14 protein-coding genes are annotated in these 16,497 nt (G+C 39.1%); 6 read left to right on the top strand and 8 right to left on the bottom strand.

What is annotated here, in order from left to right; translation table 11 throughout:
* Positions 1-12: 12 nt before the first annotated feature.
* The 3 genes from thrC to thrA are packed head-to-tail and all read right to left on the bottom strand — an operon-like array spanning position 13 to position 4,700.
* Positions 13-1,305 (bottom strand): threonine synthase, encoded by a 1,293-nt coding sequence (gene thrC / locus GTH24_RS03000; RefSeq protein ID WP_072071031.1) that lies wholly within the window; start codon positions 1,303-1,305, stop codon positions 13-15.
* A 3-nt stretch (positions 1,306-1,308) separates the two neighbouring features.
* Complete coding sequence (gene thrB / locus GTH24_RS02995; protein WP_072071032.1) at positions 1,309-2,259, bottom strand: homoserine kinase; 951 nt, start codon at positions 2,257-2,259, stop codon at positions 1,309-1,311.
* Positions 2,241-4,700: a bifunctional aspartate kinase/homoserine dehydrogenase I gene (gene thrA, locus GTH24_RS02990; protein ID WP_072071033.1), complete on the bottom strand. Its 2,460-nt coding sequence runs from the start codon at positions 4,698-4,700 to the stop codon at positions 2,241-2,243. The genes thrB and thrA overlap by 19 nt, the downstream gene beginning before the upstream one ends.
* A gap of 812 nt (positions 4,701-5,512) precedes the next feature.
* On the opposite strand from thrA, the gene arcA reads away from it, so the two are divergent.
* The gene (gene arcA, locus GTH24_RS02985; protein WP_006535263.1) at positions 5,513-6,229 is read left to right on the top strand and encodes a two-component system response regulator ArcA; all 717 of its coding nucleotides are present in this window, start codon (positions 5,513-5,515) and stop codon (positions 6,227-6,229) included.
* A gap of 210 nt (positions 6,230-6,439) precedes the next feature.
* Here arcA and creA read toward each other — a convergent pair whose 3' ends face one another.
* Positions 6,440-6,898, bottom strand: coding sequence for a protein CreA (gene creA, locus GTH24_RS02980; RefSeq protein WP_176694743.1), 459 nt, complete (start codon positions 6,896-6,898; stop codon positions 6,440-6,442).
* A gap of 221 nt (positions 6,899-7,119) precedes the next feature.
* Between creA and robA the strand changes: the two genes are divergently transcribed.
* Positions 7,120-8,028 (top strand): MDR efflux pump AcrAB transcriptional activator RobA, encoded by a 909-nt coding sequence (robA, locus tag GTH24_RS02975; RefSeq protein WP_072071035.1) that lies wholly within the window; start codon positions 7,120-7,122, stop codon positions 8,026-8,028.
* A 46-nt stretch (positions 8,029-8,074) separates the two neighbouring features.
* On the opposite strand, the gene gpmB is transcribed toward robA, so the two are convergent.
* Positions 8,075-8,722 carry a 2,3-diphosphoglycerate-dependent phosphoglycerate mutase GpmB gene (gene gpmB / locus GTH24_RS02970; protein WP_072071036.1) on the bottom strand — a complete coding sequence of 216 codons (648 nt, stop codon included), beginning with the start codon at positions 8,720-8,722 and terminating at the stop codon, positions 8,075-8,077.
* A 51-nt stretch (positions 8,723-8,773) separates the two neighbouring features.
* On the opposite strand from gpmB, the gene yjjX reads away from it, so the two are divergent.
* Positions 8,774-9,310, top strand: coding sequence for an inosine/xanthosine triphosphatase (yjjX, locus tag GTH24_RS02965; protein ID WP_109408072.1), 537 nt, complete (start codon positions 8,774-8,776; stop codon positions 9,308-9,310).
* A 106-nt stretch (positions 9,311-9,416) separates the two neighbouring features.
* On the opposite strand, the gene trpR is transcribed toward yjjX, so the two are convergent.
* Positions 9,417-9,728: a trp operon repressor gene (gene trpR, locus GTH24_RS02960; RefSeq protein WP_072063739.1), complete on the bottom strand. Its 312-nt coding sequence runs from the start codon at positions 9,726-9,728 to the stop codon at positions 9,417-9,419.
* A gap of 100 nt (positions 9,729-9,828) precedes the next feature.
* On the bottom strand, positions 9,829-11,748 hold the full coding sequence (sltY, locus tag GTH24_RS02955) for a murein transglycosylase (protein WP_072071038.1): 1,920 nt from the start codon (positions 11,746-11,748) through the stop codon (positions 9,829-9,831).
* 342 nt (positions 11,749-12,090) lie between these two features.
* Between sltY and ettA the strand changes: the two genes are divergently transcribed.
* Positions 12,091-13,758: an energy-dependent translational throttle protein EttA gene (gene ettA, locus GTH24_RS02950; RefSeq protein ID WP_072071039.1), complete on the top strand. Its 1,668-nt coding sequence runs from the start codon at positions 12,091-12,093 to the stop codon at positions 13,756-13,758.
* A 114-nt stretch (positions 13,759-13,872) separates the two neighbouring features.
* Here ettA and GTH24_RS02945 read toward each other — a convergent pair whose 3' ends face one another.
* The gene (locus GTH24_RS02945; RefSeq protein ID WP_072071040.1) at positions 13,873-14,670 is read right to left on the bottom strand and encodes an energy transducer TonB; all 798 of its coding nucleotides are present in this window, start codon (positions 14,668-14,670) and stop codon (positions 13,873-13,875) included.
* Positions 14,671-14,841: 171 nt separating this feature from the next.
* Here GTH24_RS02945 and GTH24_RS02940 point away from each other — a divergent pair, with 171 nt between their 5' ends.
* Positions 14,842-15,390, top strand: coding sequence for an RNA polymerase sigma factor (locus GTH24_RS02940; protein WP_072071041.1), 549 nt, complete (start codon positions 14,842-14,844; stop codon positions 15,388-15,390).
* Positions 15,380-16,408, top strand: a complete 1,029-nt coding sequence (locus GTH24_RS02935) for a FecR family protein (RefSeq protein ID WP_241254016.1) — start codon at positions 15,380-15,382, stop codon at positions 16,406-16,408. Before GTH24_RS02940 ends, GTH24_RS02935 begins: the two co-directional genes overlap by 11 nt.
* Positions 16,409-16,497: the final 89 nt, after the last annotated feature.

Below are 16,497 nucleotides of genomic sequence, written 5' to 3'. Positions count from 1 at the left end.
TAGTAAATTATTTTATTTTGGTGCACGTTCTAATAAAAATTCACGTAATTTAGTAAAATCAGCGGGTAAAAAATGTGATAGTAATTCTTTATCTGCTCGCTCTGCTAATTCTTGAGGTAATGGTAGCTCCCCCCCTAAAATACGCTCTACACTTTCTTTAAACTTCGCTGGGTGCGCAGTACCTAAGAATAAACCGTATTCACCCTCTTGAAGCTCATCACGTAATAAACGATAAGCAACAGCAGCATGTGGCTCTGAAATATAACCTTTTTTTGCAAGCTCGCGTACTGTTTCTTCCGTTGTTTCATCACTAACAGCACCATGAGACAGATCAGAGAGATCCCACTCTTTGCGACGGTACAATTCTTCAATACGTGGCCAGTTATTAGGCTGGCTAACATCCATTGCATTAGAAAGTGTTGCAACAGTACGGTGAGGTTCCCATTTACCATTATCTAAATAGCGAGGAACTGTATCATTTACGTTTGTTGCTGCAATAAAGCGTTTAACAGGTAATCCTAAAGATTTCGCTAATAGGCCCGCAGTTAAATCACCAAAGTTACCACTTGGCACAGAGATCACGAGTTGTTCATGTTTTTCAGCAGGAATTTGGGCAACGGCTTCAAAGTAATAACAAATTTGAGCCAATAGTCGGCTGATATTGATGGAGTTTGCTGAGTTCAAATACATAGTTTTCTTTAAGAACTCATCATCAAAAGCTTGTTTTACTAATGATTGACATGCATCGAAGTCATCTTTAATTGCAACAGTGTGAATATTTTCACCTAATGTACAGAACAATTTTTCCTGTAATGGGCTAATTTTGCCTTCAGGATAAAGAATAACAACTTGTACATTTTCTAATTTGTAGAATGCGTGAGCAACGGCAGCACCAGTGTCACCAGATGTTGCAGTTAAAATAGTTACAGGTTGATTGCCTGCAACTTCTGACAACATCTGTGCCATAAAGCGGCCACCAAAGTCTTTAAATGCTAATGTTGGACCGTGGAAAAGCTCTAAACAACTAATGTCATCTTCAACCTGAGTCACTGGTGCAGGAAATGCAAATGCAGTGTTAATTCGTTTTGCTAATACATCAGCAGGAATTTCATCACCTATAAATGCCGTTAAAATACGGCTACTGCGTGTTGCAAAATCAAGCGCTAATAATTCATCAATTTCAGCTTTAGTAAACGACGGTAAGTCCTGTGGAAAAAAGAGACCTTGGTGCTTACCTAAACCTTGCTTTACCGCTTGAGCAAAGCTAACTTGCTCTTGATTATCTTTCAAATTGTATAATTTCATGACTTACCCTATCTGTCTTGCGCCACGCGTATCTAAACGGCAGATATGTACAAAACCTTCACTGTTTTGTACATAGTGTTGTTTTAACCATTCGGCCATATCTTGTGCAATTTCTAATGAATCGGTAATGGTAAAAAGAGTAGGGCCTGAGCCTGAAATGCCACAAGCCAATGCCCCTTTCTTTTGTGAAGCTTCTCTGGCTTTTTCAAATCCTGGAAGCAACTGAGTGCGGTAAGGTTCAGCTATCACATCTTTCATTAAATTTGCTGCTAATTCAGGTTGTTGAGTATGACAAGCATGAATAAAACCAGATAAATAGCGTCCGTGATTAATGATATCTGCCTTAGCATATTCTTTTGGCAATATGGCTCTGGCTTGTGCAGTAGAGACTTTAATTCCAGGATAAGCCATTACCCAGTACCAGTCTTCAAACGTCGGTACAGATTGGCAAATGATGTCATTTTGTTCAAGAATGAGTTGTAGACCGCCTAAATAGCAAGGTGCAACATTATCATAGTGCACACTCCCTGAAATACGCCCTTCCAACTCACCCATCATTAATAATAATTGTCTTTCATTGAAAGGCTTTTTAGCGAATTCATTAAGTGCAACTAATGCAGCAACAACAGAACAAGCACTTGATCCTAAACCAGAACCAATTGGCATATTTTTTTCTAAAACCATTGCCACAGGAAGTTCTTTGCCTAGTTTCTCACAGAATAACTGCCAGCATTGATACACTATATTTTGTTTAGGATCAGCGGGTAATTTGCTGACAAAGTGCCCTTTACTTTCCAGTGTAAATGATGATGCAGCATCAACGGTGACACAATCGCCAAGCAATTGCTCATCAATAGGTGAAACCGCAGCGCCAAGAACATCAAACCCGACACTCACGTTACCTATTGATGCCGGTGCGTAAACTTTAACCACGCTTAAACTCCCAATTTCCATGATAAGGTACGTAATACATCTGCAAACACTCCAGCGGCAGTAACATCATTACCCGCACCATATCCACGTAACACTAATGGAATTGGCTGATAGTAGCGAGTGTAAAAGGCTAAAGCATTTTCACCATTTTTTACTTTAAACAGAGGATCATTAGCATCAACAGCCATCATTTTTACTTGGCATTGACCTTCATTAATAACACCAACATAGCGTAATACTTTGCCTGCTTTTTGTGCTTCTTCGACTTTAGCGTCAAATTCAACATCAACTTGAGGTAAACGATTTAAGAAACTTGCAACATCACCTGTGCTGTCAAATGAAGTCGGTAACACAGGCTCTACATCGATATCACTTAACTCTAATTTATAACCCGCTTCACGGGCTAAAATCAGTAGTTTACGCGCAACATCCATACCCGAAAGATCATCACGAGGATCAGGTTCTGTGAAACCTTTTTCTTTCGCTGAAAACGTTGCTTCTGACAAGCTCTTACCCTCGTCTAATTGACCAAAAATATAAGAGAGTGAGCCTGAAAGAATACCATTAAATTGAACCAACTCATCACCTGCATTAAGCAAGTTCTGTAGGTTTTCAATGACTGGTAAACCTGCACCCACGTTAGTGTCATACAAAAATTTACGACGTGAAGCTTCAGCGGCTTGTCGGATTTGATAGTAATAATCCATCGACAGCGTATTCGCTTTTTTGTTTGGTGTAACTACATTAAAACCATTTTGTAAGAAATTTGCGTATTGTTGCGCAATTTCCTCGTTTGATGTGCAATCAACAATCACTGGATTTAAGAAGTGGTACTCTTTTTCTAAGCGAATAAGTTGACTAAAACTAAAAGGAGCTTTGGCTTCTTTTAAGGCTTGTTGCCAATTATCTAAATCAATACCTTGCATATTCGTTAACATAGCGCGTGAATTGGCAATGCCACATACACGAAGATCGATATGTTTATTTTTCAACCATGCCTGTTGACGATGAATTTGTTCAATTAATGCATTACCTACACCACCCGCACCAATCACAAAAACTTCAACGATTTGATTTGTGTTGAATAGCATTTGGTGACATAACCGTACCGCATTAGTTGCTGAATCATTGGCAATAACCGCAGAAATAGAGCGTTCAGACGATCCTTGAGCAATGGCAACAATATTAATATTGCCTCGTGTTAATGCAGAGAAGAATCGCGCTGAAATCCCTTTCAGGGTACGCATGCCATCACCTACGACTGAGATAATCGCTACGTTTTCCATGATATCTAATGGATCAAGCACACCATCTTTTAATTCTAAATAAAATTCATCAGATAATGCTTTTTGCGCTCTTATTAATTCTTTTTGTGGCACACAAAAGCTGATGCTGTATTCAGAAGAAGACTGTGTAATAAGAACAACAGAAATACCTGCTCTCGACATCACAGAGAATACGCGAGCTGCCATCCCTACCATACCTTTCATACCTGGACCTGATACGTTGATCATCGCCATGCTATTAAGATTAGTGATCCCTTTAACTGGCGTACTCTCATCTTTTTGACCATCGCCAATCAATGTACCCGGCGCATCAGGATTACCCGTATTTTTAATCAAACAAGGAATTTGAAATTGAGCGATTGGAGCAATAGTGCGAGGATGAAGTACTTTAGCACCGAAGTAAGACAACTCCATTGCCTCTTGATATGACATGCCCTTTAATAAACGAGCATCAGGTACTAAACGTGGATCACAAGTATAAACACCGTCAACATCGGTCCAAATTTCACAGCATTCAGCACGTAAACAGGCTGCTAATACTGCGGCTGAGTAGTCTGAACCATTGCGGCCTAATACAACCAGTTCACCTTTTTCATTACCTGCGGTAAAACCAGCCATTAAAATCATATCGTCTTTCGCGATATTAAGTTCCAAGATGCGACGAGTAGATTCAGGAATATCAACGGTAGATTCTAGATAGTGACCTTGTGCGAGTAAGTTTTTTACAGGATCAATAACTGTGACATTATAACCACGAGCTTGTAAAACAGACTCCATGATGGCGATAGAGAGCTTTTCACCACGACAAATCATCGCTGCATTGATGCTATCAGGGCATTGACCTAATAAAGAAATACCATGAAGAATGTGTTTGATCTCGGCAAATTCACGTTCAACCTTATCTTTTAGGCGCTCATAATCAAAGCCTGGCTGTTTTTCTCTTAATCCTTGTAATAAATTAGCAAAAATTTGCTCGGCTTCTCGTACTTGAGTGAGAGGATCTTCACCTTCTGCCGTTTTTTCAATCATTGCAACCAAATAATTCGTTATTTTGGCTGGTGCTGATAATACTAGAGCGACTTGTCCTTGTTCTCTTTTTTTCTCAGCGATATCAGCAACATTCAGCACACGCTCTGCATTGGCAACTGAAGTTCCCCCAAATTTTAACACTCGCATACAACTCTCCTGATTTTTCACCCAAAAAAAAACCCGCATTTCTCAATGCGGGCTTTTTCGATTTTCGTTTTTTTATATGCGACAGCCCGTCCCGCAATATAAAATTCCGGTGGTGGTGGTAATAATTGTCATTTTAGCTGGGCTGTAAATACGCATAACTATCCTGTCTGTCTCAAATTTAGTTTGACTATATACTGGTTAAAGCAAAGCGAGAGAGATGTCAAATTTTTTCTTTTTTTTTACACAAAAAATAAATCTCACTTAAATGAAATTTTTTCGGACACTACCTCTAGTGTGGTATAGATATTCCTACCACAAAGGGATAAACAAAGAAAATAAAGCTACTATTTTAGGGTTATTTGGGTATTTGTACTTTTATAAGGAATAAGGTATTTTAGGCTCCTTTAATTTGTGTAACAAAACTGGTAAAAAAAATAATCCCCACTATATTTAACATATATTTTTCTTTTACATTACATAAATCAAATTATATAGTTAACTATTGAAATCAGGGTTAAGCTGTTATCTTGATTTTGATATGTGTCAACAAAAGTTAGCTTTTTAGATGGTATTTAATACAACTGGTGTTATATTGCTGTTAATAGACTATGGGCGTTTTGCATTCTGATTTTAGCGTTCATTGTCGATTAAAATCGTAATTTTTTTGTAATAACGTGATGGTTATTTATCGAATTTCAATCTGGGTCTAGTTTTTGCGTGCTAATAACAAAAATGAATAACCACACAAGTGCACACACAGAAGTTAAACACAGATTTCCTTTTTCTATTTTTGGTAATTTTAGGTAGCAAATATGCAAACCCCGCACATTCTGATTGTTGAAGACGAAGTAGTTACTCGTAATACCCTGAAAAGCATATTCGAAGCTGAAGGGTATATCGTACACGAAGCCACTGATGGCAACGAAATGCACAATGTTCTATCTGATCATGATATTAATCTGGTTATTATGGACATTAACCTTCCTGGTAAAAATGGGCTGTTACTGGCTCGTGAATTACGTGAACAGGCAAGTGTTGCATTAATGTTCCTAACAGGTCGTGATAATGAAGTAGATAAAATCTTAGGCCTTGAAATTGGTGCTGATGATTATATTACTAAACCATTTAACCCTCGTGAATTAACGATTCGTGCTCGTAACTTATTGTCACGCACCATGAATTTAGTTAATGGCACAGAAGAACGCCGTTTAGTCGAGAGCTATAAATTCAATGGTTGGGAGCTCGATATTAACAGTCGCTCACTGATCAGCCCTGCTGGTGAACAATACAAATTACCACGCAGTGAATTTCGTGCGATGCTACATTTCTGCGAGAATCCAGGAAAAATTCAAACTCGTGCAGAATTACTGAAGAAAATGACAGGCCGTGAATTGAAACCTCATGATCGTACTGTTGACGTTACTATTCGTCGTATTCGTAAGCATTTCGAATCTACACCAGATACACCTGAAATCATTGCTACAATCCATGGCGAAGGTTATCGTTTCTGTGGTGATTTAGACGAGTGATTTGATTTCATCTCAAACACTTACTAATAAAAAAACCCCTGAATGAAATTCGGGGGTTTTCTTTATGTAGTATCGTATTAATAAAATAACAAAAGGTGAAAATTGATCTCAACAACTATTTTGAAAAAAAATATAGCTATTTTTTAAAAAAAATTTTAAACCTCATTCATATTAATTTTATTAATCATTAAGTTATCCAATTAATAAAACTCACTCTTTCCACGGCATAATAGGCACGGCACTGATCGCATTTTTTGGCGAGCCATCAATGACCTTATCGGAATAAGTTAAGTAAATCAGTGCATGACGTTCTTTATCGTAAAAACGGACAACTTGAAGCTTTTTAAAGACTAAAGATGTTCTTTTTTGGAAAACTACATCACCTCGATTTTTTCCTTTAATCACCTTTTCACTTAACTCAATAGGCCCCACTTGCTGGCAAGAAATTGCCGCATCCGCCGTATCTTCAGCAAGACCTAGACTTCCTGAGATCCCACCTGTTTTGGCACGACTTAAATAACAGGTCACATTTTTAACTTCAGGATCATCAAATGCTTCAATCACAATTTTATGGTTAGCACCAAAAAACTTAAATACAGTATCGACATAACCAATTTCTTCCGCTTTTGCCATGAAAGAAAAAGGGAGTAAGATAGACACCGCTAGCATCTTTTTGAAATTTAACATATTTACTTTGTTCCATTGAAAAGATGAAAGAATAATTAGGTCTAGAATAAAACAATCTTTTGCTAACTGATAGAAGAATTTGTGTACATCAGTCGTTGAAAAAGACTATATTTTACGACTGTCTAACAATATAACTTGTTATAGATGTTCAAGCTATTTAACATCTACCGCAATAAATAAACGAATATGACTAAGGGAGATGTATGGATCAAACCAACATCATACGTGATTTGCTCGCTTGGCTTGATAGTAACCTTGATAAGCCATTATCCCTCGATAATGTCGCAACCAAAGCAGGTTACTCCAAGTGGCATCTACAACGCATGTTTAAAGAAGTTACAGGACAAGCGATTGGTTCTTATATTCGTTCAAGGCGTCTATCTCGCGCGGCTGTTGCATTACGTTTAACGAGCCGTCCCATTTTAGACATTGCTTTGCAATATCGTTTTGATTCTCAACAGACGTTTACCCGTGCTTTTAAAAAGCAATTTGATAGGACTCCGGCACTTTATCGTCGTACTGATGAATGGTGCGCGGTGGGAATTTGCCCACCTATTACCTTAGATCCTCAAAATTTACCAAAATGGGAATTTGTACAGTTACCTGAGAAAAAACTTATTGGTATTGAGCAAACATGTAGCCATACACTTGAGCAATGGGCTGAAGCTTGTTCTGATATGCGCCAAACATTCTGGCGTTACTATATGAGCAAAATAAATGCGGTTCCTCACCAAGTTTATGGTCTTCATCATGCACAACATAGTGATGAACATGAAGATGAGCAACGTGTGCTTTATACCACTGCCGTTGAACCTGACTATGCAACATTTATTGAGGATGATGCAGCACATGAAGTCTCATTAGCCGGAGGCGATTACATTCGCTTTGATTTCGAAGGCGAGGCAAAACGAGGGGCAATGCAGGAGTTTTTATTCCTAATTTATGGTGTTTGTTTACCTAAAATGGGATTAACTCGCCGTAAAGGTTATGACGTCGAAAAATACTACCTTAAAAATGTGCGTTACAGCAATGAGATGGTGACAGAGCCACAAGATCATATCGAACGCTTTGAATATTACATCCCCATTAAACGTGAAGATGTAGCCGCATAAGAAAAAGCTCTCTTGATTGTCACACTTCAAAGAGAGCTTTTATTTTTTAGCGTTGAACTTCATCTAGTGCTGTATCAGTAAGATGACTCACATCTCCAGCCGTTTCAATCACCCAACCATTGGCAAGCCAAGGGCTATTTTGATAATCGACACGAGAAATTGAACAATTACGCAGTCTTAAACGGCGTTCTGCATATGCAGGTAATCCCAAAACGGTACTCAGCAAACATCCTAATGCAATACCATGGCTCACTAAGAGTGGGCGACTATTTTCGGGTAAATCAAGGCATTGATTTAACGCAGCCTGCATTCGACTCGCTAATTCTGCCATTGATTCTCCTTGGGGAATTCGCCCATCAGGTGTACCATCAATCAAACTCTTGCGCCAAGCCTCTTCTTGTGTCTTTAATGTTGCGATCTCTCGCTGTTCAAGAACGCCCATATTGAGTTCACGTAAACGTGAGTCAGTTATCACTTCACAACCACAAGCTTGTGCAATGATTTCTGCCGTTTGACGAGTACGGCCAAGATCGCTTGAGATAATGTGGGTAATACCTGCTGATTTTACTTTTTCAGCAACTTGCTGTGCTTGACGCACACCATTTGCTGTTAGTGGGCTATCAGATTGCCCTTGAATACGCCTCGCCACGTTCCATTCAGTTTCACCGTGGCGAACAAGATAGACCTGTAACATACATTTTTTCCGTTATACTGCTCTAATTTTTCAAAGGATGATTAATTCATTATGTATCATGTCATTGCAGCCACTACGAATCCAGCAAAAATCAACGCGATAAAACTCGCTTTTGAGCAAGTGTTCGGTAAAGATACCTTTGATATTGAAGATATTAATGTCGATAGCCGTGTTCCACAACAACCTATCGGAAATACAGAAACGAGAACTGGCGCACGTCAGCGTGTAATGGCGGCTCGTCAAGTTCGCCCTGAAGCAGATTTTTGGGTAGGTGTTGAAGCCGGTATTGAAGATGATATGACTTTCGCTTGGATTGTTGTCGAACATGGAAAAATTCGTGGAGAATCACGTTCTGCAAGTCTTATGCTACCAGAGCAGATCTTAAAAGGGATCCGTGAAGGCAGAGAGCTTGGTGATGAAATGGCTTTTTTAACCAAAATTGACAATATTAAACAACGTGGTGGTGCAATTGGTTATTTTACCGATGGCCTACTCAGTCGTACTTCTGTTTACCAGCAAGCATTAGTTCTGGCATTAGTGCCAGTGACTCATGATATCTATAAAGAACTCAATCAAAAAGAAGATTAATAATTAATCTGATATGTGTTTTTTTAGATAAAAAGAAAGCAAAAAGCCATTTAATTATTTGATTAAATGGCTTTTTATCTTTCTAGCCCACATTATTATAATACAATTATTTTTTTGTCATTAGCTCTTTTTCTAGCCATAACTTCACTTCATGTGGTGCTGTTTTTAAGCTATTAGAGCCTCTAGTAATAGTCGCAATACCAACACCTAGCTCTTCTTTTAGCTCACGCTGACTTAAGTCTCCCCGCATTAGCTCTTGCACAATCCGTACTCGTGTCGCCAAAGCGCTGCGTTCATCAGGTGTCATTAAAAGCTGTAAAATAGGAAAATGCACATCTTGCTCAAATGCATGTTGTAATAACTCAACGAATCTTAGCCAGTGTTCATTCTCTTCCGGTGATAATGCAGGATCTTGCATCGTGAAAGCCTCTTTTTGCCACACTCATTAACTAGTACAAACTATATCATACTTTGCTAATGTACAAAGAGGCTCCCACGACAAATCGCCTTTTTATCCCTTAATAACGACTATTCCATTCATTCTCGGTCAACACCGGTTGTTGTTCACCCGCAAAATAACTATAAAAAACAGCAAAAGAGAGTACATTTTTGACATAACCACGAGTTTCTGCAAAAGGGATACTTTCTACAAACGCAATAGCATCTAATTGGCCATTTGCATCAGATAACCAACGATCAACACGCGCAGGCCCCGCATTATATGCAGCACTTGCCAAAATACGGTTTTGGTTAAATCGTTGATAAACAGAATCAAGATAAGCAGTACCAATCTCAATATTTTTTACCGGATTAGTTAATTGCGCACTACTGACATAACCCGTAATACCTGCTTGTTTTACCGTAAATTCAGCCGTTTTTGGCATTACCTGCATTAAACCGGTTGCACCAGCTGAAGAGCGTGCTTGTGGGTTCCACGCGCTTTCTTGGCGAGCGATGGCCATTGCATAATTACGATCTATCGATTTATCTTGCGTGTATTGTTCAAACTCGTTTTTCCAGGCAAGAGGAAAACGTTCTTCTAAGTGATCCCACATTTTTCCTGTAATAGTGGCTTGCACTGCTAAATCAGCCCATTTTTGTTCAAATGCATAGCGTGCTAATTCAGACTGCATTTGTGCGGGTTGCGAAGCAACATAGTTTGCCCACTCTGAGCGCGCTAAGTTGTCCATTTGCCAATACATTAATTCGCGAACACGTTGTACTTCTGGCTGATTAGGGATGCTTGATGAAACACTCGGTGCTTTATCTATCACCATCACATAAGGCTTACCTAATTTGGTTGCGGCAACCATTGGATAAAAACCACGATTTTGCGTCAGCGCTTCTAAAATAGCTTGTGCTTCGCTATTTTTACCTTGAGATTGCAATACCATTGCACGCCAATAACGCCACTCTTCCTTATTTTTACTTTCAGGAGAGAGTCTTTCTAACCACAACGCCAATTCCGCTGGTTGGTTTTGGCTTAATGCTAGGCGTACACGACGTTCACGCAGTGTATCTGATGCGGTATCTTGAATAACGCTATCACGCCATTTCACCTGTTCTGGTGTGGCATAAGGCATATATTGCCACGCTACAGTATCACGCATTAATTGGCGTTCACTCGCCGTCATTTTTTGGGCATGTGCGATATTATCCAATTGCGCTCTAGCCGCATCTGCATCTTTTCTTGCCCAACGTGAAAATGCCGATTGTATGATAGAACGAGTGAAATCGGTTGGTGAAAGTGCAGTTGCATAGCGCCCAACTAAGTTTGGATAGTCTTGTAATTCAACTAAAGCATCACTAATCGTTTGATAGTTTTCTGGAAGGCGTCTTGCTAAATAAGCCGCAAGTCCTGTATTTCCATTTTTAATTGCTAAGTTAATTCGTTCTAATACTAATTCTGGTGTTAATTGATTAGCTTTTTGCCATTCATCAAAAAGGGGATCACAACTTGATGGCATTGATGTGCCATTTAGCCATGCTTCTTTAGCCCCTATCCATGCAGTTTGAATATCACCGGTTGCCCACTTGGCATAATAATAGTTACATCTAGCTGCTTTGGGGTTAGGTGGATTAGGGCTAAAAGTCAGTAAATTTTGCCATTCTTGACGCTTAGCCAATTCATTTACAAATAACGAAGGAAGTGCTTTTGCTGGCGGTAATGTCGGATATTTCGCAACAAACTCACTCACCGCGGCAGGCGCAATAACATCAAGATTATCGGTAATTTGGCGATATTCCAGATAGGGATAAAGTGGATAGTTTTCTAATGTTGGGAGTAATTTTTCAACTTCATCTATTTTTTTAAGATCCCATGCCGCTTTAATCTCTTGATAGCGAACACGTTGTTCACTTAATGAATCTGCTTGTGTCCATGTTGAAAAACACAAAGCCCCTATTGCGACTGCTAATGACCACTTTTGCTTAACCACGTAATGCCTCCCACCTCAAATAGAACCACCAAATACTGAATACATTAGCTAATATGATAATCATTAACAATGTAAGTTCCCCTCTTTAAGAGAAATTTTCATTACTTTCAGAGGAAGCACGAAAGGTAGATAAAAACCTCGCTTTTGACTAAGGTTTTCTTTTATAAATCGGGTATACTGGCGACTTTCATCATTTTCGGGTCTTTGGCAAATTACTGACATTGACTTTGCTATTGTTCATTTAGGTGCCCTAAAAACGCGGCTTAATTACAAAAAATTTGTTTTTATTGCGAAAAACGGCACCTCAGAGAAAATCTCTTTTATAATCAAAGGGTAATTATAGTGGCTCAATACGTTTATAGTATGTTGCGTGTCGGGAAAATTGTCCCACCAAAACGACATATCCTTAAAAACATTTCACTCAGCTTCTTTCCGGGCGCGAAAATTGGTGTGCTTGGTCTAAATGGTGCCGGTAAATCAACATTACTTCGCATTATGGCGGGTATCGATACCGATATTGAAGGTGAAGCACGTCCACAACCAGGTCTTAAAATTGGTTATTTACCACAAGAACCAAAATTAAATCCTGAACATACCGTACGTGAAGCCGTTGAAGAAGCCGTTAGCGAACTAAAAAACGCATTAAACCGCCTTGATGAAGTTTACGCAGCTTATGCCGATCCTGATGCTGATTTTGATAAATTAGCTAAAGAACAAGGCCAATTAGAAGCGATTATTCAATCTCATGATGGTCATAACCTTGAAAATCAATTAGAGCGTGCAGCAGAAGCACTGCGCTTACCTGAGTGGGACGCTAAAATTGAGAAACTTTCAGGAGGTGAACGCCGCCGTGTTGCTATCTGTCGTCTTCTGTTAGAAAAACCAGATATGCTGTTATTAGATGAACCAACTAACCACTTAGACGCAGAATCTGTGGCTTGGTTAGAACGTTTCTTACACGATTATGAAGGAACTGTTGTTGCAATCACGCATGACCGTTACTTCCTTGATAACGTAGCGGGATGGATCTTAGAACTTGACCGTGGTGAAGGTATTCCATGGGAAGGTAACTACTCTTCATGGTTAGAGCAAAAAGACGCGCGTCTTGAACAAGAAGCAGCAACTGAAGCAGCCCGCCATAAATCAATCCAAAAAGAACTTGAGTGGATACGCCAAAATCCTAAAGGCCGTCAAGCAAAGGGTAAGGCTCGTCTGGCTCGCTTTGAAGAACTTAATAGCGTTGATTATCAAAAACGTAATGAAACCAGCGAACTCTTTATTCCACCTGGACCGCGTTTAGGGGATAAAGTGTTAGAAATTAATAATCTAACAAAATCTTATGGTGATCGCGTTCTGATTGATGATTTAAGCTTCTCTATTCCTAAAGGGGCTATTGTTGGTATTATCGGCCCTAACGGTGCGGGTAAATCAACGCTATTTCGTATGATCTCCGGTCAAGAACAACCTGACTCAGGTACTTTAGTACTAGGTGATACTGTTAAGTTAGCATCTGTTGATCAGTTCCGCGACAGCATGGATGACAGTAAAACTGTTTGGGAAGAAGTTTCAGGTGGCCAAGATATTATGCGTATTGGCAACTTCGAAATTCCAAGTCGTGCGTATGTTGGTCGCTTTAACTTTAAAGGTGTTGACCAAGGTAAACGTGTTGGCGAACTTTCTGGTGGTGAGCGTGGTCGTTTACACCTTGCTAAATTGCTACAAGTTGGCGGTAACATGTTACTGCTCGATGAACCAACCAACGACCTCGACGTTGAAACTTTACGTGCATTAGAAAATGCGCTGTTAGAGTTCCCTGGTTGTGCCATGGTTATTTCCCATGACCGTTGGTTCCTTGACCGTATTGCCACACATATCATCGATTACCAAGATGAAGGTAAAGTGGAATTCTTCGAAGGTAACTTTACTGAATATGAAGAATACAAAAAACGGACATTAGGCAAAGATGCTCTTGAGCCTCGTCGCATGAAGTACAAACGTATGAGTAAATAACCAAATTTATTTACTCTATTTTATAGCAAAAAAGCAGAGATTATTCTCTGCTTTTTTTATAGTTATATAGCTAATGAGTTTGAAATTTAATAAATAATTGTAGAACCGTATTAACTAACTCTCTTGCCTATAATCAAAACTTAAAGGTGCTGTAAATGAAATATTCCCATTCACTAAACGGTTACTCTCTGGTGCAGGAAATGGTGAAGCTCGCTTAATGGTATTTAACGCCTCTCTATCAAGAATTCGATTACCTGATGATGTTTCCACTTTCGCATCTAATAACTCACCTTTTGCATTTAACACAATAGAAACTTGTGTCACGCCTGTCGCTTTAAAACGTATTGCGGTTCTTGGGTAACGTTTATACATCTCAATATGACTATGTACTAAACTTTCCCACCCCATTTGTCCACTTGCCGAAGAAGAAGAGAAACTATTAAATTGAGCACTACTACTTGTATTAGAACCAGAAATAGGTGCGCTTGTTACATCTGATGGGGCTTCTGAGACAGGAAGATCATCAGGAACTTTCACCGCAACGGGTTGTGGCTTCACCACAGGTTTTACTTTCGGTTTTTCTGGGATACGTTCATAAATACCTTGTGCTACTACTGGCATTTTAGGTAAATCCAATACTTCTTTCACAGGCTCTGGTTCTGTTTCTGCGGGTTCAGGAACAGACATCACTTTTTCAGGCCCAACAGGGACATCTTTTGTTTCTGCCTTAGCTAATTGATAGATACCAAGATCCATTGTCATTGCGGGTGGTAAAACACCATGGCGTTCATCTTTAGAGGTTATCCAGCCAATAGCGACAACGACTAGCGTTGTATGAAATAAAATACTGGCAGTTAATCCACCAATAGAAAATGACCCACGGCGTGAAAAAGTCGCCGACATACTACTCATAATTCTTGCCTCTGATTTTCTTTCTGATGAATTATAGGCATAATACAAACACAAATGATATTGCTTATTATTAATAATACAATAAAAAATTAGCTTGATAATTATCATAACTTGTTCGTATGAGAAGCAGTAAGAGCTTATTATTTCACTCTTTTTTAGACACCAGAGATTATGGCTAGCGATAAATCATTGGCACAAAAAATTAGTTGTGCCTATCAATCAACCTATGGACAACTTGTGCGTTTTTTCCACAAACGTACGGGTAATTACCATGATGCAGATGATTTGTCTCAAGATGTGTTTACACTATGGTTAAACAGAAAAGAACAAACACCTGTACAAGAACAGCGTGCTTTTTTGTTTAAAATAGCGAACCACGTTTTGATTGACCATTGGAGAAAAAATCAAAAGCAGAAAAATATCTATCAGGATGATTATGAATTAGATGATGCAGCTCAAAATTATACTACTGAGCTTGATCCGGGATACGTCCTTGAGCATCAACAACGTTTAGATCTACTTAGTGAAGCAATTGCAACTTTGCCCCCACGCCGCCGAGAAGCGTTTGTTCTTTATCGTTTTGATGGTTTATCACAAAGCGAAATTGCAGAACAAATGGAGATCTCAATTAGTATGGTGGAAAAACATATTGCGGCTGCTCTATTACATTGCAAAAGATACGTCGATGCAGGACAGGAGAAATGCACGAATGATGAGTAAGCCGGAAAAAAACATACCGGAAACTAAACCTCACACAGATGAGGGCGCAGATCCTCTTTTTTTAGAAACTGATGATGAATTACTCAATGACTCTATTGATGAGCAAGCCGCTCTTTGGTTCACCCGACAACACAGCCAAAGAATGACCTCCAAACAACGCCAAGAATTTAAAGAATGGATAAAAAATGATGTAAATCGGCAAGCATATCAAGATATTGCGGGTATTTGGCGTCAATGTGATGCATTATCACGACCAACAATAACCACCATTGAAAAGAAAAAACGTTCTCTTTGGCGTCCCGCTATCCACACTACCGCAACTTTTTGCCTACTCACTGTTTTATATCTCCCTTATAGTCATTTACCTGCGTTACTAATGGATAATATGACGCTTGCAACCAGTGACTTACCAAAAGAGATGACCTTAGCAGATGGCTCTAAAGTCTATTTAGACAGAAACACGCAAGTCAGAGTCGCTTATGTACAAGAAGAAAGGCGATTATGGTTAGATAAAGGCCAAGCTTATTTCAAAGTAAAACCAAACCATTACCGCCCATTTTATGTGCATGCAGATACACGATTAATTAAAGTTGTCGGTACTGAATTTGAAGTCAGCCGATATGATGACAACCAAATTAACGTTGCTGTTCATGAAGGTATCGTTGAGGTTAAAGCAACACCTAAATCTTCTCCTACATATTTGTATGCAGGCTCTCAAGCCACCAGCAAATTAACGAGTGACAGTTTTGTTATTTCTTCGGTCAATATTGATTCCGTGGGAAGTTGGCGTTTTGGTCAACTGCATTTCTTTGAACAACCATTGAATGAAGTGATAACGAAACTGAAACCTTACCTAGATATCAATATTCAATTTTCCTCCCCTGATATTGCCAAAATGAAAGTCTCTGGCGTTGCCAATATTAGCGATGCAAAAGGCTTTATTACCGCAATTCCACTTATATTGCCGGTTAATGTGGTTTTCACCGATAAAAATAATGCGTTAATTATCAACAAGTAAAAACAAATATGAAAAATATTCTTTTTTACAGGTGAGGATAATTCTCATTTCACCCTCTTCCCTAATAACAACAATTATTAAGTTAGTGA

It is taken from the genome of Proteus vulgaris (genome assembly GCF_011045815.1).
GTDB lineage: Bacteria > Pseudomonadota > Gammaproteobacteria > Enterobacterales > Enterobacteriaceae > Proteus > Proteus vulgaris_B.
Note: the sequence above shows the minus strand (reverse complement) of the source record. Positions and strands in the feature narration are given on the sequence as shown.